The 22,777-nt window shown below is 68.5% G+C and carries 16 protein-coding genes and 1 pseudogene; 7 read left to right on the top strand and 10 right to left on the bottom strand.

Annotated features, from left to right (window positions below):
* Window positions 1-30 precede the first annotated feature (30 nt).
* From FHT08_RS14150 to FHT08_RS14140, 3 genes are all read right to left on the bottom strand, one after another.
* Window positions 31-2,193, bottom strand: coding sequence for a lytic murein transglycosylase (locus tag FHT08_RS14150; protein ID WP_166775425.1), 2,163 nt, complete (start codon window positions 2,191-2,193; stop codon window positions 31-33).
* Between the two features lie 311 nt (window positions 2,194-2,504).
* Complete coding sequence (locus FHT08_RS14145) at window positions 2,505-2,711, bottom strand: hypothetical protein (protein ID WP_166775491.1); 207 nt, start codon at window positions 2,709-2,711, stop codon at window positions 2,505-2,507.
* A 157-nt stretch (window positions 2,712-2,868) separates the two neighbouring features.
* Window positions 2,869-3,258 carry a YchJ family protein gene (locus FHT08_RS14140; RefSeq protein WP_166775424.1) on the bottom strand — a complete coding sequence of 130 codons (390 nt, stop codon included), beginning with the start codon at window positions 3,256-3,258 and terminating at the stop codon, window positions 2,869-2,871.
* 104 nt (window positions 3,259-3,362) lie between these two features.
* On the opposite strand from FHT08_RS14140, the pseudogene FHT08_RS14135 reads away from it, so the two are divergent.
* Window positions 3,363-4,141 (top strand): annotated as a pseudogene (locus FHT08_RS14135) (TSUP family transporter).
* Here FHT08_RS14135 and FHT08_RS14130 read toward each other — a convergent pair.
* From FHT08_RS14130 to folE, 5 genes are all read right to left on the bottom strand, one after another.
* A complete protein-coding gene (locus tag FHT08_RS14130) occupies window positions 4,138-6,198 on the bottom strand; it encodes a TonB-dependent siderophore receptor (protein ID WP_166775423.1) in 2,061 nt (686 codons plus the stop codon). The pseudogene FHT08_RS14135 and the gene FHT08_RS14130 overlap by 4 nt on opposite strands.
* Before the next feature lie 146 nt (window positions 6,199-6,344).
* The gene (locus tag FHT08_RS14125) at window positions 6,345-10,427 is read right to left on the bottom strand and encodes an ATP-binding protein (protein ID WP_166775422.1); all 4,083 of its coding nucleotides are present in this window, start codon (window positions 10,425-10,427) and stop codon (window positions 6,345-6,347) included.
* Between the two features lie 380 nt (window positions 10,428-10,807).
* Complete coding sequence (locus FHT08_RS14120) at window positions 10,808-11,509, bottom strand: DUF4194 domain-containing protein (RefSeq protein WP_166775421.1); 702 nt, start codon at window positions 11,507-11,509, stop codon at window positions 10,808-10,810.
* The gene (locus tag FHT08_RS14115; protein ID WP_016902174.1) at window positions 11,496-12,965 is read right to left on the bottom strand and encodes a DUF3375 domain-containing protein; all 1,470 of its coding nucleotides are present in this window, start codon (window positions 12,963-12,965) and stop codon (window positions 11,496-11,498) included. Before FHT08_RS14115 ends, FHT08_RS14120 begins: the two co-directional genes overlap by 14 nt.
* Window positions 12,966-12,984: 19 nt before the next feature.
* Entirely contained in the window at window positions 12,985-13,587 is a 603-nt protein-coding gene (gene folE / locus FHT08_RS14110; protein ID WP_166775420.1) for a GTP cyclohydrolase I FolE, read from the bottom strand.
* Window positions 13,588-13,718: 131 nt separating this feature from the next.
* On the opposite strand from folE, the gene FHT08_RS14105 reads away from it, so the two are divergent.
* The 5 genes from FHT08_RS14105 to FHT08_RS14085 all read left to right on the top strand — a co-directional run bounded on the left by FHT08_RS14105 (window position 13,719) and on the right by FHT08_RS14085 (window position 19,067).
* Window positions 13,719-14,174: a MarR family winged helix-turn-helix transcriptional regulator gene (locus FHT08_RS14105; RefSeq protein ID WP_024939641.1), complete on the top strand. Its 456-nt coding sequence runs from the start codon at window positions 13,719-13,721 to the stop codon at window positions 14,172-14,174.
* Window positions 14,175-14,276: 102 nt separating this feature from the next.
* Complete coding sequence (locus FHT08_RS14100) at window positions 14,277-14,495, top strand: DUF1656 domain-containing protein (protein ID WP_024939640.1); 219 nt, start codon at window positions 14,277-14,279, stop codon at window positions 14,493-14,495.
* Window positions 14,492-15,412 (top strand): efflux RND transporter periplasmic adaptor subunit, encoded by a 921-nt coding sequence (locus tag FHT08_RS14095; RefSeq protein WP_166763759.1) that lies wholly within the window; start codon window positions 14,492-14,494, stop codon window positions 15,410-15,412. The genes FHT08_RS14100 and FHT08_RS14095 overlap by 4 nt, the downstream gene beginning before the upstream one ends.
* Window positions 15,409-16,869 carry an efflux transporter outer membrane subunit gene (locus tag FHT08_RS14090; RefSeq protein WP_166775419.1) on the top strand — a complete coding sequence of 487 codons (1,461 nt, stop codon included), beginning with the start codon at window positions 15,409-15,411 and terminating at the stop codon, window positions 16,867-16,869. Before FHT08_RS14095 ends, FHT08_RS14090 begins: the two co-directional genes overlap by 4 nt.
* Entirely contained in the window at window positions 16,866-19,067 is a 2,202-nt protein-coding gene (locus tag FHT08_RS14085; protein WP_166775418.1) for an FUSC family protein, read from the top strand. Before FHT08_RS14090 ends, FHT08_RS14085 begins: the two co-directional genes overlap by 4 nt.
* Window positions 19,068-19,276: 209 nt before the next feature.
* On the opposite strand, the gene FHT08_RS14080 is transcribed toward FHT08_RS14085, so the two are convergent.
* Window positions 19,277-20,638: an MFS transporter gene (locus FHT08_RS14080; RefSeq protein ID WP_166775417.1), complete on the bottom strand. Its 1,362-nt coding sequence runs from the start codon at window positions 20,636-20,638 to the stop codon at window positions 19,277-19,279.
* A gap of 252 nt (window positions 20,639-20,890) precedes the next feature.
* Window positions 20,891-21,784: a LysR family transcriptional regulator gene (locus FHT08_RS14075; RefSeq protein ID WP_166775416.1), complete on the bottom strand. Its 894-nt coding sequence runs from the start codon at window positions 21,782-21,784 to the stop codon at window positions 20,891-20,893.
* A gap of 100 nt (window positions 21,785-21,884) precedes the next feature.
* Here FHT08_RS14075 and FHT08_RS14070 point away from each other — a divergent pair, with 100 nt between their 5' ends.
* Complete coding sequence (locus tag FHT08_RS14070; RefSeq protein WP_104607384.1) at window positions 21,885-22,724, top strand: SDR family oxidoreductase; 840 nt, start codon at window positions 21,885-21,887, stop codon at window positions 22,722-22,724.
* The last annotated feature ends 53 nt before the right edge of the window (window positions 22,725-22,777 follow it).

Below are 22,777 nucleotides of genomic sequence, written 5' to 3'. Positions count from 1 at the left end.
CTTTGCCCGATCGGGAGGCGATTGTTGCGCTTACTCGACGCTGATGGTCTGGGTCAGCGTGTGGCTGGCGCCGGGGGCGAGTTCGATGACGTCCGGGCCGGCGTTGGCCGCTTCCAGGCAGACGTAGTCGCGCCAGCCCTCGCCCACGTCGGCCATCTTGGCGGCCGCCTCTTGGCCGGGGTTCCAGGCCACCAGCGAGCGGCTGCCCTGGGTGGCGATGACGATGCGGCGGCCGAGCACCGGGTCGGTCAGGGTGTAGCGGCCGCCGGCGTTGGTGTAGATGCGGTCGCTGCGGCCGGGGTCGCGCGGGTCGCGCAGGCTCCAGTCACCCTGCTGGCGGTGGGCGGTGGCGTAGTTCTCGTACTTGTCGAGGTAGTCCAGCCCGTCCAGGCCCTGCACGCTGACGGTGAGCGCGTCGCCGACGCGGAAGTAGTTGTGCAGCGCCTGGGTGAAGCGCACCGGGGCCGGGCTGGTGTTTTCGGTGATCAGGCTCTGCTCGAGGGTGCGGCCGATGCGCAGGGTCATGCGCAGGCGCAGCGCCAGGTCGTCGAAGCTGGGCGGGGTCAGCGTGAGCACCAGGGTGCCGTCGTCCTCGCGCCGGCTCTCGGTGAGCTGCCAGGGCACGGTGCGCACGAAGCCGTGCGCAGGCACCTCGCCGGTCTGGTCCTGGCGGCCGAAGTACGGCCAGCACACCGGCGCACCGCCGCGGATCGGAGTGGGCGGCTGCTTGGCGGTGGGCGACAGCCACATCACGTCCTGCCCGCCCTTGGGCACGAACGACAGCAGCTGGCCGCCGAACAGGCTGATGGCGGCGGTGGAGAACGGGGTGTCGATCAACAGCGAGGGAAACCCGTGGAAGTCGCCTGTGCGCAGGCCGGTGAGGTCGGACATGGGGGGTGCCTTCTGGACGATGGGGGATTGGACGAATGCGGGATAGGCGGCCGGCAGCTTGAACGCCGTGGCGCGGATGGCGGCCGCGCCGGCGACCGGCGGGGCGGCGCGCAGGGCGGTGAGGATGCGTTGTCCGGGTCGGCCGTCGGCCGGTTGCAGGCCCAGGCGGGTCTGCTCGACCTGGATGGCGCGCCGGCTGGCGGTGCCGATCATGCCGTCGGCCTCGCCGATCAGGTGGCCGCGGGCCAGCAGCAATTGCTGCAGTTCGCGCCGTTCGGGCCGGCCCAGGCCGGGGTCGTCGGTGGGCCAGGCGGCGACCAGGCCGGCGCCACCGCGCAGCCGGTCGGCGAGCAGGGCGATCGATAGCGCATAGCTTTCGGCGGCGTTGTAGGCGTAGATCGCATCGTAGTTGCGGAACACCAGGAATGCCGGGCCGGTCGCGCCGGCCGGCAGCAGCAGGGCGGCCGGGGTTTCTGCGGGCAGACCGGCCGGTGCCAGAGCCTTGCCGTCGGTGCCGAGGAGGCCGGCGTTTTGCCAGGCCTGCAGCGGTTGACGCCGTGTGCGGCCGGCCTTGCTGGCGTCGAAGCCGGCAGGCAGGCGGACTCCCATGCCCCAGGGACGGGCACGCTCCCAGCCGGCCTTGACCAGATAGTTGGCGGTGGAGGCCAGCGCGTCGGGAATGCTGGCGACCAAATCGCGGCGGCCGTCGCCGTCGCCATCCACCGCGATGCGGGCATAGGTCGAGGGCATGAACTGGGTCTGCCCGAAGGCGCCGGCCCAGGAGCCGGTCAAGCCATCCGGCGACAGATCGCCTTGCTGCAGCAGGCCGAGCAAGGCGAGAAATTCGCCACGGAAGAACGGCTGGCGGCGGCCCGCGCACGACAGCGTGGCCAGCGAGACCAGCAGCGGGCGCTTGCCGGTGACGCGGCCGTAGTCGCTCTCCACGCCCCAGACCGCCACGATGGTGGCTGGATCGACCCCGGTCTGTTCGGACAGGCGCGTAAGCAATGCGCGGTGGGTGACCAGCATGGCCTGGCCGTCGGCGACGCGCTGGCTGTCGACCAGGCTGGCGAGGTAGTCCCAGATCGGGGTGGTGAACTCGGGCTGGGCATCGAGCAGCGGCAACACGCTGGGATCGGGCGCCAGGCCGGCGGTGAAGCGCTGGAAGTCGGCGGCCCCCACGCCCTTGGCGGCGGCCTGGGTCTGCAGGCCGGCCAGGCAGCGGTCGAAGGCCGGATCGGCGCAGGCGATCAGCGGCGCCAGCGCCAACAGCGCAGGCAGGACGCGCCGGGTCGGCATCACGGCGCGATGGCCGGCGTGTGGACGGAGGTCATGCGGTGGAGCGCTCCTGCGGCAGGTCGAGCCGCCGAGGATAGCCAACCTCGCTGGCTGCAGGCGTGCAGGTCGTGATGTTGCGACGGCATGGTGCGCTGCGCTGGTCGGCAGCGACACGCAGGGGTGACGGTGCAGTGCGCGCGTCTTTCAGAAGGTGAGTGCGGCGCAGAGGCTATCTAACGCGAGTGGGATGACGATGTTGCGCGCCGATGGAGTGGCATCGGTCCGGCCCGCCTGACGAAGACGCCGCGGCAATGCAGCGGCGCCGATCGCCGCGCCTAGCTGCCGTCGCCGGTGATGCCGGTCAGCAGCGACAACGCCGGGCTGGCGGGGCTGGTGTCGGACATACGTCGGGCGCGCGTCCTGCGCGGGGCGTCGTGGCGGGGGCCAAACCAGATCAGTGCCGTGGCCAGGCACGCCGGCAGCACGATCGCGAACACCACGATGGCCACAAGCACCCACTGCCAGAGATTGAAGGTTGCCATCATCGTGTCCGCCCCGCGGCGAGCTCCGCCGAGGCGGCAAGCTTCCGGGATCGGCTGCGAACGTGGCGTCGAGAAATCGCCCCGGTCCGTGCCGTCCGTCGGACTGAATGGCTTCATGACGTGCCTGATCGCTGGCCTCGCTCGAGCAGGGCCCTGCTCAGCGCGCGTCGAGGTAATACCAGCGGCCGTCTTCGCGTACGAAGCGGCTGTGTTCGGTCATGCGCACCGCGCTGCCGCCGCCGATGCGGTAGCGGGCCAGAAACGCCACCTCGGCGGTGTCGGTGCCGGTCTCGATGGCGCGTTGCACGGTCAGGCCGAGCCAGGTGGTGCGGCCGCCCTCGTCCAGCGACAGCTCGGGTGGGCGCGTGGACGGATGCCAGCTGGCGAGCAGGTACGCCACATCGCGGCGGACGTAGGCGCTGTAGCGCGCACGCATCAGGGTTTCGGCATCGGGCGCGGCGGCGCCGGCATGGTAGTGCCCGCAGCACTGCGCGTAGGCGGCGGCGCGGCCGCAGGGACAGGGATCGGTGGGTGTGGAAGTCGGCATCTGGCGATTGTGCGGGAATTGGGAAGTGGGAAGTGGGAAGTGGCAAAGTGGGAAGCGGGGTTTCTGCGCGTTTATGCTGTCGCCCCGTCGTGCGGAGCGTCGCCTTGCTGGAACTGATCCCCACCGAGTTGCCGTGGCTGCTGTGCATCGCTTTTGTCGCCGGGCTGGTGGATGCGGCAGTCGGCGGCGGTGGCCTGATCCAGCTGCCGGGATTGTTTGCGACCCTGCCGCAGCAGGCGCCGTCGCTGATCCTGGGCACCAACAAGTTCAGCGCGATGTTCGGCACCGGTGCCTCGGCGTGGCGCTATGCGCGCACCGTGCGCTTTCCGTGGCGGCCGGTGCTGTACGCGACGGTGGCGGCGTTTACGTTTTCGTTTCTGGGCGCGACCGCAGTCAGCCTGATGCCCAAGCAGGCGGTGCGGCCGCTGATCCTGGTGCTGCTGATCGCGATGCTGGTCTACACGCTGATCAAGAAGGACTTCGGTGCGCTGCATCGCCCACGCCAGATCGGCCGGCGCGAATTGATCACTGCCTTGGCGATGGGCGCGGCGATCGGGTTCTACGACGGATTCTTCGGTCCCGGTACCGGCAGTTTCCTGATCTTCCTGTTCATCCGCTTTTTCGGGCTGGACTTTCTGCGCGCCTCGGCCGCGGCCAAGGTGGTGAACCTGGCCACCAACCTGGCGGCGCTGTCGTTCTTCCTGCCCAGCGGCCAGGTGATGCTGGCGATCGGCATCCCGATGGCGGTGGCAACGTGGCCGGTGCGGTCGCCGGCACGCGGATGGCGCTACGCGGCGGCACGCCGCTGATCCGCACGTTGTTCCTGGTGCTGGTCGTCATGCTGATCGGCAAGATGGGTTGGGATCTGCTGCATAGCGTTTAGAAATCCATACGCAGCGTCGCCGACAAGGTGCGCGGTGCGCCGGGATAATTGGTGGTCTGCGTCACCGGTTGCTCGATGTAGAAGCGGTTGGCGACATTGCGCAGCATCAGCGCCAGCTGGTAACGGCCGCCGAAGTGGTACGCCGCCGAGGCATCGAAGCGCGTGTAGCCGGCAATGCGATAACTGTTGGCGAGATCTCCTTCGCGCTCGCCCACATGCACCGCACCGGCGCCCAGGGTCAGCCCGTACAGCGGACCGCTGGCGACGTGATAGGTGCTCCACAGACTGGCGCTGACCCGCGGTACGCCGCGCAGGCGGTTGCCGGCCGGGATGACGGTGTCGCGGGTGACCTGCGCATCCAGATAGCCGGCGCCCAGAATCAGCCGCCAGTTGCGGGTGAGCTCGCCGGTGATGTCCAGCTCCAGCCCGCGCACGCGTTGCTGGCCGGTGACCAGCACGAAGCCGCTGTTGTCAGGATCGCTGGTGGCGACGTTGTCCTTGGTGATCTGGAACGCGGCGGCGGTGGCGAGCACGCGGTTGTCGAACAGCGCGCCCTTCAGGCCGAGCTCGTACTGGCGGCCGGTCTCCGGTGGTGCACTGCCGCCGGAAAACAGCGTGGTGCTGCGCGGCCGGAACGACGTGGAGGTATTGGCGTACAGCGACAGCTGCGGCGCCGCTTTCCACACCACGCCGATGCGCGGCGATGCACGCCGGCCGTCTTCGCGGGTGCGCGCGCCGTTGTCGCTGGTGGTCTGCTGCACGTCGTCCCAGCGCACGCCGGCCAGCACGTCCCAACGCTCGCCGATGCTGATCTGGTCCTGCAGGTACAGCGCGGCATAGCGCGCATCGACATCGATTTCGCGCGCCGGCACATAGCTGCCCGGCAAGGCGCCCTGCACCGGGTTGCGCACGCTGATGCGTGCCAGCGGCGCGCGCGCTTCGTCGGTGTGGCGATGCGCATCGACGTACTCGGCGCCGGCCAGCAGCTGATGGCGCAGCGGGCCGGTGGCGAAATGCGCCAGCGCTTCGGTCTGCGAGGTCGTTGCGCGCACCTGCTGGTCCTGGCGCACGGCGCGGCGCTGCAGGAAGGCGCGGTCGGCGCTGAAACCGGTGAAGTCGGCCACGTCGCGGCCGCTGTCGCCGTCCTGGTGATTGAGGATCTGACGCAGCGTCAGCCAGTCGTTGGCGTCATATTCGATGCGCCCGCGTGCGGTGCGCGAAGTGCCGTGATTGCGCGACCACGGCTCGCCGAAACTGCGCTCTGCCGGGCCACGCACCACCCCGTCGATGGCGACCAGCCCGCGATCGCCCGGGCTGGTCTGGCGGGTGTATTCCAGATCCAGATCGGCGCGCAGCTGCGCGTTCGGCCGCCAGGCCAGCGAGGGCGACACGAACACGCGATCGCCATCGGCCTGCGCAGCGCGAAAGCTGCCGGTTTCCTGCGCGGCGGCGCTGAGCCGTGCCGACAGCGTCGGACTCAGCGGGCCGGTGACGCTGGACTGCACGCGGCGCAGCCCGTGTTCGGCCACCTGCACCGATGCGTTGCCGCCGAACACCGCATCCGGGCGCAGCGTGACCAGATTGATCACCCCGCCGGGTTCGCCGCGTCCGTAGAGCACTGCGGCCGGGCCCTTGAGCACTTCCACCTGGGCGACATTGGCCAGATCGCGCACGGTCTCGGTGAAGTTCTGCGCCGGGTTGAGCAGGATGCCGTCGACCGCATACGAGGACGCCTCGAAGCCGCGGATGACGAAGGTTTCCGAGCGATTGCCCTGGGTGCCGCCGGGCTGCACGTTGGAGACATTGGCCACCACATCCACCAGCCGGGTGAGCTGCTGTTCGTCGATGACCGAGCGCGGCACCACCTGGATCGCCTGCGGAATGCGCTCCACCGGCGTCTGCGTGCGGGTAGCGCCGGCGGCCTTTTCCGGCCGGTACAGGGCGCGCTTTTCGCTGACCAAGATGGCGTCGAGCAGGCTGGCCTCCTGGGCGGCGGCCGGCATGGAGGCGAGCAGGGACACGAACAACAGGTGGCGAGGCGCAGGCAGTGGGGTCATCGGGATCTTCAGCGGGACGATGCGCGCTAGCGGGCACATCTGGGCCGTTAATGATAACGATTCTTATCTTCGCGCCCGCCTTGCTGCGCCGCGGCTTGCGACGCCTGCGACCGCAGCGCGGTGAGGCAGGCATCCAGGCGGCGCGCTCAGCGTTTTCCGCGCGGCTTGCCTGCAGATCCGCGCGTGGACGCAGGGCGCGCCTTGGCCACGGTTTTGGTTGGCACGGGCTTGGTTGGCGCGGGCCTGGTCGCGCTACGCGCCGTAGTTGTCTTGGTTGCGCCACCCAGCGAAGTGGTGGCGCGCCTGGTCGCCACCGTCGACTTGGCAGCAGGCTTCTTCGGCGCTGCCGCTGTTGTCGCGGCTTTGTTCGGCTTGGCAGTCGGTTTGACGGCCGCGGTCGCGCGCCTGGATGCCGTCCCGGTGTTCGCTGGCGTTTTGGCTGGTTTGGCGGATTTGGTCGGCGTTGCCGGCTTGCGCGATTTACCCGCTGCAGGCGATGCACGCCTGGCTGATGCAGGTTTGGCTGGTGCATCCTTGGCGGACGCGGCCTTGCCCGCTGCGGTCTTCGCCGCTGCCGACTTGCCTGATCCCGCACCTCCGTTAGAAGCGGCTGTTTTCAAGGACTTCGGCGCGGCTTGAACGGCCGGCGCCGATACCGGCGCGACCTTGCTGGCGCGCTTGCTCGCCTTGGCCGCCCCGTCGTCCTGTGTAGGGACGTCCTGAAGTGACGCACCCTCAGCGCCGGAGACGGCACCGGCGCTGTCCATACGCGTTTGGCCCTGCGTCGAACGCGATGCATCCTCGCGCTGCGCAGCACTCACCGCCTGCTGCGTATCCGCTACAGCTGCCTCATCCCCGCGCGAGCGCTCGGGCAACTGGAGTCGCTGCGCCTGCTCGTCATAGTCGATCAGCAGCACGCCGGAGTTGTGCCGGCCGCTGATTTCCACAAAGCAGGCACCGCCGATGAACGGCTCCAGCGTCATCACCGATTTCAGCGGCGTGGCCACCACCATCTGGAAACCGAAGTTCTCGAAGATGTTCATCGCCAGCGCAGTGAACTCGTTGTCGGCCTTGTCGAAGGCTTCGTCCAGCACCACCGCGCAGTAGCGCGGCAACTCGCCGTCTTCGCCGCCGAGCTGGTAGCGCAACGCGGCGGCCAGGCAGGTGGTCGCCAGCTTCTGGCGCTGACCGCCGGATTTGCCGGCGCCGCTGCGGTAGATCTCCACCTGCGCGCGGGTCTGCGCATCCAGCTCGACGCCGATGAATTCCACATGCTGGCGCACGTCCAGCACCTGCTCGCGCCAGCGGCGTGCGTCCGGTTCCTGCGCGCCCAGGCGTGCCACCAACGCGCGCAAGGTGGAAAACTGCGCTTCGGCCAGTGCGCGGTCTTCGGTCTGTTGATGCGACAGCACCGCGCGCAGCTGTTGCTGGAATTCCTGCACCTCGCCCAGGCGACGGTCGCTGACCTCGATGGTCAGCAGCGTGCCGCGATTGAACGGCACCTGCTCCAGACTGGCGTTGACCTCGTCCATGCGCTGCTTGATGCCCTTGTGGGCCTCGGCGGTGTGGCGCTGCAGGGCCAGCAGATTGTTCTTGCTCTGGGTCTGCAGCAGATCGAAGAAGCGGTGCTCGTGGCGCGGCAGGCCATCGCTCTCCAGGCGATCCAGGCGCGCGAGAAAATCGTCGGCACTGGCCAGGCTCACGGTGAAATCGCCGCTGTCTTCCGGCCATTGCTGGCAGTACTTGCGGAAGCAATCGAGCAGCTGCGCGCTGAGCCGGCTGTCGCGGCCCTGGCTCTCGGCCAGTTGCTCGGCCAGGCCACGCTCGACCACGCGGAAATGCGCCTCCAGATTGTCCAGCGACAGCGGTGCCAACGCCGCCAGGCGCTCGCGCAGGCCCTGCAACTGGGTGGGCGTGAGCGCGGCGGTGCCGGCACGGCTGGCACAGGCAGCGTGCTGCTGTTCCAGCCGAACCCGCTCGCGTGCCAGCTGCGCGCGCTCCAGCCGCACGTCCTCGTAAGTGCGCTTGGCCTGGTCGCGCAAGGTACGTGCGGTCTCGATCGCCTGGCCGAGCGCGCGCAGGCCGCTGTTGCCTTCGCGCAGCTGCTGCAGCTGTTCGTCGATATCGCTCAGGCGCTGCAGCTTGGGGCCGACATCGATCTCGTCCCAGTCGCGCTCCACCAGGGTGTGCGCGGCCAGCTGCCGTTCCTGGTCCTGCTCGCGTTGCTTGCGCAGCGCGGCCACGTCGGCATCGCAACCGGCGATGCGCTGGGCCAGCGTCTGCGCTTCGCGCTCGAACACCTTGAGCTTGTCGCGGTTGTCGTGGCCCAGCAACCAGCGCTTGCGGTCGTTGACCGCATGGCGGTCGTCCTTTTCGTAACGGTCGCCGGGATGCTTGACCTGCCCTTCGCGGGTGATGGCGCGGTCGGCATTGCGCAGCGCGGCGGCGTTGTCGACGCATTCGTAGTCGAAGCGACGCATCAACTCGTTGCGCAGCCACTCGGTGAAGGCGTGCTCGCGCAGCTGCAGCTTGCCCGGCAATGCACGCGCGTCCGGCGTGCGCGCATGCAGTGCATCGTTGCGGCGCACCCGGAAATACACCAGCCGCGTGCCGAGCTGGGTGCGGTTGACCCACTCGCTGACCTGCGCGTAATGGCGGTCGTCCACCAGCAGCGACTGCGCAAAACCGCTCAGCACGCGCTCGATCGCACCGCGCCAGGCTGATTGATCCTCGCGCACCTGCACCAGTTCGCCGACGAACGGCAGCGCGGCTTCGGCAATGCCGGTGTCCTCGCACAGACGCGCGCGCAAGGCCTGCATCGGTGCCGGCATGCTGGACGGGGCGCGCTTCAACGCATCCAGTTCGGCGCGGATCTCGGCAAAGCGCCGCTCATCGTCGCGGCGCGCACCCATGCGCTCGGCGATCGCCTCATCCAGCGCGCTGGCATCGTGCTTGCCGTTCTCGAGCACGGTCTGGGCGTGCGCGATCTGCTCGGCAAAGCCGCTGGCGCCTGCGGCCAGGGCCGTGCCGAGCTGGCGGCAGGCCTGTTCGATCTGCACGCGCCGCCGCAGGCGCTCGTCGCGCTCGCGCTCGACCCGGGCGCGCTCGCGTTCGAGTTCCTCGATCTGTTCGCCACCAGCGGCGCGTTGTTCGCGTTCCAGCCCGGCGAGTTTCTGTTCGTGATTGTCCAGCGACTCACGCCGCTGGCCTTCTTCGCCGGCCAGCCCGCGGTCCTGGCTGTCGAGTTCGTGCAGGCGCGTCTCCAGCAAGGCCAGACGCTGCTGTTCGCGGTAGCTGTCCACGCCCAGCTGCAGCTCGCGCAACTCGCCGACGCTGTGGCGCAGAGCCATCAGCGCCGCATGGTGCTCGCGTGCCGGGCTGAGCGTTTCCACCTGCCGGCGTGCGGTGACCACCGCATGGTGTGCGCCATCGAGTTCGGCGAAGTCTTCCACCAGCCGGTCGGCCGCCTCGAACGTGCGCGGCTCGTCCAGCATGAAGCCGCGCAGGAACACATTGAGATCGCCCAGGTTCTTGGCCGACTGGGTCTTGTGCAGCAACCGCAACGCCATCTCGTTGCCGATGCCCAGCGCATGCCGAAAGCGCTCTGCGTAGCCGGCAAAGCCGTCGAAATGCGCGACTTCCTCGCCAAGGCGCGCCTTGAGCCTGCGCAAATCCAGATCGAAGCCATCCAGCTCGCTGGCCACATCGAAGCTGCGCGGCGCGACCATGTAATGGCGGCGCACATCGGCCGCGGCATTGCCGCTGCCGGCGATCCAGAACAGGCGAATCAGGCTGACCGTCTCGCCGTGCGCGTTGCGGTATTCCAGCACCAGCGCCGACCAGGTGGCGCCCTTGCGCAGGTATTGGGTGGCGATCTCGCCCGAGGCGCTGTCCTGCTGATCGGCCCAGGCACCGCGCACGTAAGACACCAGGCTGCGATCGCGCCCGCTGCGCTCGGCCTCGCGTGCGGCTGCATTGAAGTCGACGATGCTGGGCGGGGTCAGCAAGGCCGACATCGCATCCAGCAAGGTCGACTTGCCCGACCCGGAGCGCCCAACGAACAGGAAGCCCTTCTCGGCGATCGGCACCTCGGTCAAGCCGTTGAACGTGCCCCAGTTGTGCACCTGCAAGCGCCGCATGCGGAACTGCTGAGCGCGCTGCTCGGCAAGCGAATCAGTGAACAAGGACGCGCCCGGCTGTGCCGGCGACAGGTTGGACTGGGAATTCATGGCTCACTCACCAAAACGGGATGACGGGTAACGCTGAAGACGAATCACATCACGACTGTTTGAAGCGGGGTGTTGCTGGACAAGCAGGTACTGCGGCGGCTGACGGTGATCGGGTACGTCCCTTCGCGGCCTGGGCCGCTCCTACGGGGCGCGATGGTCTGCGTTGACGTGATGGGGGGCGGCATGCCGGTCGACGAGGGAGCTGGATGCCTTGCTGCAGCCGGTGGAAAAAGCGATCGCGTTCGACGAGGTGTGAGATGTCCATCGCACAGCGCACGACGACACTTATCTCCACATGTCCCGGACGTCGTACTCGGGCATCGCGATCGGCCGTCCCCTCATCCGCCCTTCGGGCACTTTCTCCCGATGGGAGAAGGCACTTAGTCGAACGCAACATCTCCCTCGCGCAAGCCGCGATACGCCACCACCAGGGCCTGCACGTCTTCGGCCGAGAACAGCAACTTCAGCACCGGCGAGACCTCGTACCGCTCCTCGCTACCGCGCAGCCGCGACAGCAACTGGTTCTCGCGCATCTTGCCGATCGCCGTCAGCACCCGTCGCGCGAATCCGGCGCGGTCGGTGGACACGTTCTTCTCGTAGACCGACAAGGCCTCCACCAACTGCGCTTCGTCCACCACCGCCCGCTCGCCGCGCGTATCGGCTTCGGCAAGTTGCTGGCGCAGGAACAGCAGCAGCACCGACTCGATAAAGGTCAGCGGCGCGCTGCGCAGCAGGGTCGGCGATTCCAGCTCGGCGGTGTCGGCCTGACGGGTGAAGGCCACCCCGCCCTCGCGGTCCAGCACCAGCTCCAGGAACAGCTCGCACAACACCTGGCGGATCGCCGCCTCGTTGCGCAGCAGCGCAGGCCACAACGCGCCGTGGCGTTGCGCATCGATGCTGGGGCCGGCCAGCAGCTGGCACAGCGCGCGCCGCGCGTCGAACGGCAGCGTGCCGGTGTCGCCCAGGAACAGTTCGCCGCGCGGCTGTGCAGGCGATGTCTCCGTCAGCGGCGTGCGGCCGGCATCGGCCGACGCGCCACTGTCCTCGTCCGCGTCCAGGCGGGTGTCCTCAGTCCAGTTCATTGCGTTTCTCCCGGGTGAACCACACCAGCGGAATGCGTGCGCGCCGCAGGGCGCCGTCGCCGCCTTCCCATTGCACCGTTTCCATCTGTCCGTCGATCACCACGCCGTGGCGCGTGCCCAGCGACAGGTAACCGATCACGCTGCCCAGGCCCTGCGCGGCCGGGCGCTGCTGCAGCGCATCGCCGATGGTCAGGCGCGGGCGCTGGCCGAGCAGCTCGTGCAGGTCGCGGCGCAGGCTGCGCACGTCGATCTCCGATTGCGCGACCAGATCGCCCACGCTGTCGAGCGAGATGTCTGCCGCATCGGCGGCCTGCACGCGGCCATCGACCTGGGTCAGGCGCGGGTCGTGCAGGCGCCACTGCGACAGCGAACGCAGGCGGGCAGCGCTCAACGCCTGGGTGTAGCCGGTGGCGGTGGTGGCGTGCAGGCTGTCGCGCAGCTGCAAGGCTTCGCCTTGCGCCTGCTTGAGCAATTGATTGAGCCGGCGCTGCTCCAGATAGCCGCGGCTCTGCACGAAACCGCGCAGGCTGCGGGCGAAGTGCTGCATCACCGTGTGCACCTCGCCGCCGCGCTCCAGCAGCGTGCCGGTCAACCCGCGCAGGAAGGCGCGTTCGCGCCGGTCCAGCTTGCGCGCGAAGCCGCGTGCCAGCAGCGCATCCAGCGCCTGATCGAGCTGGCTGCTTTGCTGGGTGTCGTTGAGCAGGCTCCAGAACGCCTCGAAGGTGCGCCCGGCCTCGCTGTCGGCGATCACGTCCACGCCGTTGAACAGCTGCTCCAGCACGTCGCCGCGTGCGCCCTCGTCGTCGATGATGCGTTCGCGGAACTGGCGGTTGAGCTGTTCGAAATCGTCGCGCACGCGATGGAAATCTTCGGCCAGCTCGTCGGAGAGATGGATCAGGTCGCGGGCACGCTCCAGCGCGCGCTTGCCATCCAGCGCGGCCACGCGGCCGGAGGCCACGCGTTCGATCTCGGCATCGATGCGCGCGCGTTCTTCGCGCAGGGCGGCCAGGCGCAGCTCCGGGTCGGCTTCGGTCTGGCCCGCCAGCTGCACCAGCTGCTGGATCACCAGCGACAGGCGGCTTTCGGTGGCGCTGCTGCTGCTCTCGCGCAGGCCGACGATGAAGCGGATGGCCTGGGTGGCCGCGCGCGACAACTCGTATTCTTCTTCGGCCGCACCCTCGGGCAGGCGACGTTCCAGCCAGCCCTGTGCCAGCCAATGCGCCAGATAGGCCTGCGCGGTACGCGGCAACTCGCGCGAGAGTTCGTCGGCGCGCAGCGCGTCGAGCTGGCGCTGCAGGCGCTCGTGCAGCACGGCCGAGGGCAGGCGGCGTTCGCCGTCCAGCAACACCGTCTGCAGCAGGCCGATCAGCTCCGGCGCGTGGTCGGCGGCCAGCAGTTTCCACACCGGCTGCTCGCGCAATTGGCGATAGCCGGCGATACGTGCCTGGTGCTTCATGGCGACGGCAACGGCTGCCTCAACGCTTGCCGCCCACTTCGATGAACTGCAGGAACTCGGCGCGGGTGCGCGCGTCCTCGCGGAAGCTGCCCAGCATCTTGGAGGTCACCATGCTGACGCCGCGCTTGTGGATGCCGCGGGTGGTCATGCATTCGTGCGAGCCTTCCACCACCACGCCGACGCCGCGCGGCTGCAGCACGTCCTGGATGCACTGGGCGATCTGCGCGGTCATCTTTTCCTGCACCTGGAAGCGCCGCGCATAGCTTTCCACCACGCGCGCCAGCTTGCTGATGCCGACCACCTTGCCGCGCGGCAGGTAGCCCACGTGCACCTTGCCGATGATCGGCGCCATGTGGTGCTCGCAGTGGCTTTCGTAGGAGATGTCGCGTAGCACGATCAGTTCGTCGTAGCCGGCCACTTCCTCGAAGGTGCGTTCCAGGTACTCGCGCGGTTCCTCGCGGTACCCGCTGAACCAGTCGCCATAGGCTTCGGCAACCCGCCGCGGGGTGTCCAGCAGGCCCTCGCGGACCGGGTCTTCGCCGGCCCAGCGCAGCAGGGTGCGCACGGCATCTTCGGCCTGGGCCTGGGTGACGGGGGAATCGGGCTGGTCGGACTGGCTCATGCGCAGGGTGCACCCAAAGGGGGCGAGCATGGTACCCGAGGACGGGCCAGCGGCCCCAGTGGCGGTTGCGCCGGCTTGCCCGGGTTCAGTGACTATTGATTCATTGTTGAATTGATAGCATCCTATCTATTATGACGAACAGCGTTCTCTCCCCCCGCGCCCAGCTCAGCTCCGGCCTGCTGGTCGCCGCCCGCCAGTGGCAGCGGCTGGCCGACCAGGCATTTGCCGAATTCGGGCTGTCCAGCGCCTGCACCGGGCCGTTGTTGATGATCGGCCGCTCCGGCGGCGGCATCCGCCAGGTGGCGCTGGCCCAGCAACTGGGCATGGAAGGCCCTTCCCTGGTGCGGCTGCTGGACAAGCTGTGCGCGCAGGCGCTGGTGCGCCGCGAGGCCGACAGCAGCGACCGCCGCGCCAACCAGCTGTGGCTCACCGACGCAGGCCAGGCGCTGGTCGGGCGCATCGAGATCCGCCTGGATGCGCTGCGCGCGGAGGTGTTCGGCGCGCTCAGCGAGGCGCAGGTGCAGGTGGTGCTGACCTTGTGGGAGCAGATCGCGCAGGCGCACGCGCGGCTGAGTCAGCCCGACTGAGCCCGCTGTCGGGCGTCGCGCTGCGACGCCGGTTGTGACGTTCCGGATGGCCCGGTGCGCATTGCGCACGGCGCCGGACGTGGTTGTTCCCCATTGCCCAGGATGTGCCCGATGTACGGCGAATTCAGTCTCTACGGTGTGTTCGTTCCCACCTTGCTGGCGTTGATGACGCTGGCCTACCTGCTCAACAGCGCCATCGGCGCGCTGCTGACCCGGGCCGGTGCGTACCGGCATATCTGGCACCCGGCGCTGTTCAACCTGGCGCTGTACATCGCGCTGCTGGGCGGCCTGTTTTCCCTTACCCGTTGGATGCAATCGTGAAAAAGCTGATCAAGAACGCGGGGCCGGCGCTGTTGACCCTGGCAATGGTGGTGGTGGCGGCCGTGGTGCTGCAGCACCTGTGGCGTTATTACATGGAAGCGCCGTGGACGCGCGATGCGCACGTGGGCGCCGATGTGGTGCAGGTGGCGCCGGATGTGTCCGGGCTGGTGGAGGAAGTGGCGGTGGCCGACAACCAGGCGGTGCGGCGCGGGCAGTTGCTGTTCGTGGTGGACCGTGCGCGCTATGCGATCGCGCTGGAGCAGGCGCGCGCCGCGCTGGCCGAGCGCCAGGCCACCTTGAGCCAGTTGCGCCGCGAGATCGCGCGCGACCGCAGCCTGCAGGACCTGGTCGCCGCCGAAGATGCCGAGGTGCGCCGCTCCAATGTGCAGAAGGCGCAGGCGGCGGTGGCCACCGCGCAATCGGCGGTGGACCTGGCCCAGCTCAACCTGGACCGCACGCAGGTGCGCAGCCCGGCCGACGGCCATGTCAGCGACCGCACCGTGCGCGTGGGCGATTACGTCAGCGCCGGGCGCCCCGTGGTGGCGGTGCTGGACACCGGCTCGTTCCGCGTCGATGGCTATTTCGAAGAGACCCGCCTGCAAGGCGTGCATGCCGGCCAGCGCGTGGACGTGCACCTGATGGGCGAGCCGGCCACCTTGCACGGGCATGTGCAGAGCATTGCCGCCGGTATCGAGGACCGTTACCGCAGCGGCAGTGCCGGCGCCTTGCCCAACGTCACGCCGGCGTTCGACTGGGTGCGGCTGGCGCAGCGCATCCCGGTGCGCATCGTGCTGGATCGGGTGCCGGCGCATGTGCAGCTGATCGCCGGGCGCACCGCCACCGTGACCATCCTGCCGGACGCCGTGCGCGACGCCGCCACCGCGCCTGCCCGCGTGCCGGCCAAGGCCGCGCCATGAACCGCACCGGATTACGTCCCCTGGGACTGGCCACGCTGCTGGCCGCCTTGAGCGCCTGCACCACGGTCGGGCCGAACTACGCGGTGCCGGCGGAGTCGGCCTACCAGCGCCCGGCCGCCAATGCCGCGTTTGGCGACACCGGCAACGACCAGGTGCAGGCCGGCGCACCGCTGCCGGCACGCTGGTGGGCGCTGTACCAGGACCCGATGCTGGATGGCCTGATCGAGCAGGCCTTGCGCGACAACATCGAGCTGAAGGTGGCCGGTGCCAACCTGCGCCGCGCCGCCGCAGTCTACGAACAGGCGCTGGACGCGGGCGGTTTCGATTACGAGGTGGAGGCCGGCGTCAGCCGCGCGCAGGTCTCGGCCGAGGCCTTCCTGCAGCAGGAAAAGCTGCCGGTGTTCAACCTGGCCGACGGCAAGTTCGGGGTGTCGTATCAGTTCGATCTGTTCGGCAAGCTGCAACGCGGTGCCGAGGCCGCGCAGGCCGACACGCAGGTCGCCCAGGCCGCGATCGACCTGGCGCGCGTCAACGTGGCCGCGCAGGTGGCCGGCAGCTACGTGGAGATCTGCCACGCCAACCACGAGCTGCACGTGGCCGAGCATTCGCTGCAGTTGCAGCAGCGCAGCCGCGACATCACCCAGCGCCTGATCGCTGCCGGCCGCGGCACCCCGCCCGATCTGGCCCGCGCCACCGCGCAGGTGGCGATGCTGGAAGCGGCGCTGCCGCCGCTGCGCGCGCGCCGCCAGGCCGCCGGTTACCAACTGGCCGCGCTGCTCGGCAAGACCCCCGGCGAGGTGCCGGCCGGCGTGGACAGCTGTGCGCACGCGCCGGCCCTGCAGCGCCCGATTCCGATCGGCGACGGCCGCGCGCTGCTGGCGCGTCGCCCGGATGTGCGCCAGGCCGAACGCCGGCTGGCGGCAGCCACCGCGCGCATCGGCGTGGCCACCGCCGAGCTGTATCCGGATATCCGTCTGGGCGGCTCGATTGGTGCCACCGGCCTGCTGGCCGACTTCGGCGAGCCGGCCACGCATGCCTGGTCGTTCGGCCCGCTGATCTCGTGGACGCTGCCATCCGGCGGTGCGCGTGCGCGCGTGCGCGCCACCGAGGCCGGCGCGGACGCGGCGCTGGCGCAGTTCGACAACACCGTGCTGCAGGCGCTGCGCGAGGTGCAGACCGCCTTGTCGCGTTACGCGCAGGATCTGGACCGCCTGCATCTGCTGGAACAGGCGCAGCAACAGGCCGACCTGGCGTCGGCGCAGAACCGGCGTTTGTACCAGGGCGGGCGCACGCCGTATCTGTCCAGCCTGGATGCCGAGCGCACGCTGGCCACCGCCGACATGACGCTGGCCAATGCGCAGGCGCAGGTCTCGCAGGATCAACTGCAGCTGTTCCTGGCGCTGGGCGGCGGCTGGGAAGCAGCCGCCGGCCGCACCGACCCGACTGCCGCGCGATGAGTGCGCTGCTGCGCGATCGCCAGGCCTGGCTGTTTTCGGCCAAGACCTTCGCCGCCTCGATCGCGGCGTTGTACGTGGGGCTGGCCGGCAATCTGTCGCGGCCGTACTGGGCGATGGCCACGGTCTACATCGTCTCCCAGCCGCTGCTCGGCCCTACCCGCGCCAAGGGCGTGTACCGCGTGCTCGGCACCTTGCTGGCCGGCGCGGCCACCCTGGTGATGCTGCCGAACCTGGTGGAAACGCCGCTGCTGCTCAGCGCGGCGATGGCGTTGTGGCTGTCGGCCTGCCTGTTCCTGGCGCTGCTCAATCGCGGCCCGCGCGGTTATGCGTTTTTGCTGGCCGGCTACACCACCGCCTTCATCGGCTTCCCGGCGGTGACCGCGCCGGAGGGCATCTTCGACACCGTGGTGGCGCGCAGCGAGGAGATCATCCTGGGCACGGTGATGGCGGTGCTGTTCGCCGCGCTGGTCTTCCCCGCCTCGGTCAAGCCGATGCTCACCGCGCGCATCGGCAACTGGATGCAGGACGCCGCGCAATGGTGCCGGCAGGTGCTGCAGCGCGGCCCGTCGCAGGCACCGCGCAATCGGCTGGCCGCCGATCTGGTGCAGTTCGAGGCCTTGATCGCTTTCGTGCGCCACGACGACCCACGCCATGCCGGTGCCGTCCCCACGCTGGAGCAGCTGCGCGCACGCATGCTGATGCTGCTGCCGGTGCTGTCGTCGATGGCCGATCGGCTGGATGCGTTACAGCGCGATGGGTCTGCGTTGCCGCTCGCCACCGCCGCGCTGCTGGAGGACGTCGCAGCCTGGGTGGACCAGGGCGAGGACGCACCCAGCGATGCAGACGTCGGCGCCTTGCGCGCACGCATCGCCGCACTGCGCCCGGTGGTGGATCAGGACATCGAGCATCTGCTGCTGGCCAGCCTGCTGCTGCGGCTGGAAGAGCTGCTCGACCTGTGGCAGGACTGCCGCGCGCTGCAGCAGGCGGTGGTGCACGGCACGGCGATGCCGGTGCTGCGCGCGATGCCGGCTGCGGCGAAACCACCTGCAACGGCGGAATCATCCGAACGGGCTACCACTGCACAAAGCGAACCTGCTGTGCGTTCGCGCACGCAATCTTCGTTGCTGCAGCGGCTGACCTGGTCACCGCGCGACACAACCGACGCGCCGGCAGCTGCCAGCACCCCCCGCCATATCGATTTCGGCATGGCCGCGTTTTCCGCCCTCAGCGCGGGCTTTGCGTTGATGGCGTACTGCGTGCTGTGGATCGGCATCGGCTGGGAAGGCGGTGGCAACGGCGCGATGATGGCGGCGGTGACTGCCGCATTCTTCGCCGCGCAGGACGACCCGGCGCCGAGCATGCTGTCGTTCCTGACCTGGGCGGTGGTGGCCAGCGTGGTCGCCGGCATCTATCTGTTCGGCATCTTCCCGGCCATCCACGATTTCCCGATGCTGGTGTTGGTGCTGGCGGCGGTATTCCTGCCGATCGGCGCGTTGCTGCATCGCCCCAAGACCATGCTGATCGCGCTGCCGCTGGTGGTGAACCTCACCGCGCTGCTGAGCCTGCAGAACACCTACAACGCCAATATCCAGAGCTTCGTCAACGCGGCGGTGGCGATGGTGCTGGGGATTGGATTTGCCGTGGTGCTGACGCGCTTGTTCCGCTCGGTGGGCGCCGAATGGAGCGCGCGCCGGCTGGTGCGCCAGGGCTGGCGCACGCTGGCCGATGCCGCCGAGGGCCGCGGCGCGCAGGACCGGCAGCACTTTGCCGCCCGCATGCTGGACCTGCTTGGCCTGCTCGCGCCCCGGCTGGCATTGACCCCGGAAGGCAGCGAGCTGGCCTCGGTGGATATGCTCAACGAAGTCCGCGTGGGCTTGAACATCCTGCAACTGCGCAGCGCGCGGCATGGCCTGCCGCAGCCGAGCAGAGAGGCGGTTGACGCGATCCTGGCCGAGGTTGCGGCGCACTACCGGCAGCAGGTTGCACACAAGCGGCCATTGCCTGGGTCCGATGCGCTACGCGATCGCCTGGATGCGTCGCTGACGCGCGTGGGCAAGGTACCGGCAGGGACGCATCGCGATGAAGCGCTGCTGGGTTTGATTGGGCTGCGTTACAGCGTGTTTGCAAAGACGGTACAGCGGCCCAAAGACATCACACAAAAGCCGCCTGCTTTAGCCCCTCTCCCCTCGGGGCGATAAGGGACTGCTTGCGCGCCACTGGCGCGCGTTCCTTCGAGCGCCCGCGCCGCAAGCGCGGGCCGAGGCGCGGGGGGTGGGGTGAGGGTACGGGGCGAAGCCACTGGCGGTAAATGACACGAGGCTTCGCACGTACCCTCATCCGCCCTTCGGGCACCTTCTCCCGACGGGAGAAGGAAGCTAGCTATCAAGCTTCCGGTTGCATCAACACATCAGCGCTTGCGCTGATGCATCGCCGCTTCGTCATCCAGCCAGTTGCTGCCCTTGTTGGTCAGGAAGAACATGTACACCACCAACGATACTGCGATCACCGCGGTTGCGTAGATCACGAACTCGCTGACGTGGCCGGTCTTCAACGCGGCCTGGTACAACAACGGCGCAGTGCCACCGAACGCAGAGTTCGCCAACGCATAGCCCAGGCCCACGCCCAGCGCACGCACGTGGGTCGGGAACAATTCCGCCTTCACCACCGCATTGATCGAGGTGTAGCCGGTCAGGATCACAAAGCCCACGGTGAGGATGGCGAACGCGGTCAACCAGTCGGTCTGCTTGGGCAGCTCCATCACCAGGAACCAGGTGTAGAGCACGCCGCCGATGCCGAAGAACACCAGCAAGCTCTTGCGCCCGACGATGTCCGACAGCCAACCGCCAATGGGCTGCATCAGCATCAGCACCGTCAGCGCGACCAGGTTGATGATGGTGCCGGCCATCACGTCGCCACCGGCGAACGCGGTCTGGATCATCTTCGGCCCGGTCACCGAATAGGTGTAGAACGCGATCGTGCCGCCGGCAGTGATCAGGAAGCACAGCAGCAGCGGGCGCCACTGGTTGACGAACAGCTCGCGCATCGAGCCCGATGCCTTGGCCTTGCCGGTACGCGAGTCGGCGATGGATTCGGAGCTCAGCGACTCGTCCATGGTCTGGCGCAGCCAGAACACCACCAACGCACCGATGCCGCCCAGGCCGAACGCCACGCGCCAGCCCCACTCGGATACCTGCGGCGCATCGAAAAAATGCAGCATCACCAGCAGCGTGGTCTGCGCCAGCACGTGCCCGCCGACCAGCGTGACGTAGTGGAACGAGGACAGGAACCCGCGCCGGCCCGGAATCGCTGCCTCGGACATGTAGGTCGCGCTGGTGCCGTACTCGCCGCCGGTGGCAAAGCCCTGCAGCAGGCGCGCCAGCAACAGGATGATCGGCGCGGCGATGCCGATCGTGGCCACCGTCGGCGTCACCGCAATGACGAACGAGCACAGCGCCATCATCGACACCGAGATGGTCAACGCCAGGCGGCGGCCATAGCGGTCAGCGAAGCGGCCGAAGTACCACGCACCGATCGGACGCATCAGGAAGGTCATCGCGAAGATCGCCCACACGAACATGGTGGCGTTCTTGTCTTCCTTGGAGAAGAACTGCGATTCGAAGTAGGTGGCAAACACCGAGTAGACATAGACGTCGTACCACTCGACCAGGTTGCCGGCCGATCCCTTGAGCGTGTTGGACACCGAACGGCGAAGGCTACCGGGAGCTGCGCCAGAACCGGCGGCGATCGGGGACGTTGGGGGTGCGCTCATGCAGTCAGAACCTTGTGGGTGGGACACCCGGCAGTATAGGTGCGCGCTTGTGTGACGCATGTAAGCATTTCGGCGCATAGGCAGGCGCCACGCAAGCGGCTAGTGCGTCCGGTTTGCGAGCGGGCGGCAGCCAACGCGGAGCGTGCGCTTGTGTCGTTCCACACCGACGTGCACTGATGTCGTCTTAGCGCTTCAGCCCGCTTTCGGCGTCGGCGCAGCAAGCGATTTGCCGCATTGGATACCGATCGATGACTAAGGCAGCACCTGCTTGAGCGTATCGATAAACGCGCGCAGGCCCGGTGGAATCTGGCGATGTCCCGGGTAATACAGCACCAGTCCCGGAATGGCCGGGCACCACTGCTCCAGCACGCGTACCAGCGTGCCGCGCGCCAGTGCAGCCATCACCGCGTGCTCGGGCACATAGGCGATGCCAAGGCCGGCCTCGGCGGCTTCGCCCATCATCAGAATCTGATCCAGCGTCAGCCGCCCCGGCACATCGATCGCCAGCTCCTGACCGCGCCGCTCGAACTCCCAGCGATACAGCCTGCCGCTTGGCATGCGATGCCGAATGCACGCGTGGCGATGCAGATCGTCCGGCGTGTCCGGGCTGCCGGCGCGCTGCAAATATGCAGGTGCGGCCACCGCGATGAAGCGCGTCTGCCCGCCGAACGGCACCGCAATCATGTCCTGCGGCACCGACTCGCTCAGGCGAATGCCGGCATCGAAGCCGGCCGCCACGATATCCACCAGCCGCCCTTCGCTCACCAGATCCACCGACAACGCCGGATACCGCGCCAGCACCTCCGGCACCACCTGCTGCAACAACAGCCGCACCACCACTTCAGGCGCGTTGATGCGCACCGTGCCGGCGGGCCCGCTGCGGAAGGCGTCCAGTTCGCTCAACGCCTGCTCCACATCCTGCAATGCCGGCACCAGCTTCGCGTACAGGCGCTCGCCCGCTTCGGTCAGCGAGACGCTGCGCGTGGTCCGGTGCAGCAGGCGCACGCCGAGGTTGCGTTCCAACGCGCTGATCAGGTGGCTGAGCGAGGACGGCGCCAGCCCCAGTTCGGTGGCCGCACGCCGGAAGCTGCGGTGCACGGCCACACTGGTGAACGCGGCCAGGTCATTGAAGGTGGGCTTGGGCATTAGTGGTCAAAACGCATCAACACATTCGAATTCTAGGGCATAGACCCATCAATTCCCCGCATCTAGGGTGGTGTTCCCTCCCCACGCAAAGGCAACGCCCATGTCCAGGACCTGGCTTATCACAGGCGCATCTTCCGGCTTCGGCCGCGGCTTGGTCGAAACACTGCTGGCACGCGGCGATCGTGTCGCGGCCACGGTGCGGCGCGCGGATGCGCTGGCCGATCTGCAGACACTGCACGGCGAGGCATTGCACGTGTTTCAGCTCGATCTGCGCGACAGCGCAGCAGTGCGCAACGTCGTGGCCCAAGCCTTTCAGACCTTGGGCAGGATCGACGTGCTGATCAGCAACGCCGGCTACGGCACGCTCGGTGCGGCCGAGGCCGCCACCGATGCGCAGGTGCGCGCGGTCATCGACACCAACCTCATCGGCTCCATCACGCTGATCCAGGCCGCGCTGCCGCACTTGCGTCGTCAAGGTGGCGGGCACGTGGTGCAGGTGTCCTCCGAAGGCGGCCAGATCGCCTATCCCGGTTTCAGCCTGTATCACGCCAGCAAATGGGGCATCGAAGGCTTTGTCGAAGCCGTTGCGCAGGAAGTGGCCGGTTTCGGGATCCATTTCACCCTGGCCGAACCCGGCCCGGCGCGCACCAACTTCGGTACCGCGCTGGTCAGGACCGACATCCCCTCCGACTACGCCGGCACGCCGGTCGACGCACTCAGCCGCGCACTGGACGACGGCAGCTGGGCCATCGTCGGCGACCCGGAGCGCATGGTCGCGGCGATGATCGCCTGCACCGAACAATCGCCACCGCCGTTTCGCCTGGTCATGGGCGGCAGCGCGTACCACGCCATCCGCGATGCGTTGACCACGCGGCTGGCCGCGCTCGAAAACCAGCGCGACATCGCGTTTTCCACCGACAACCCGGCTGCCGCTGGCTGATGATGGCAACACCGCTACAGCGAACGTGTTCTGCGGTATCGCCAGCGCCGATC

Origin of the sequence: Xanthomonas sp. CFBP 8151, assembly GCF_011761885.1 — a bacterium.
Classification (GTDB): domain Bacteria; phylum Pseudomonadota; class Gammaproteobacteria; order Xanthomonadales; family Xanthomonadaceae; genus Xanthomonas; species Xanthomonas arboricola_B.
The sequence above is the reverse complement of the archived record's forward strand: the minus strand, read 5'-3'. Positions and strand labels throughout refer to the sequence as shown.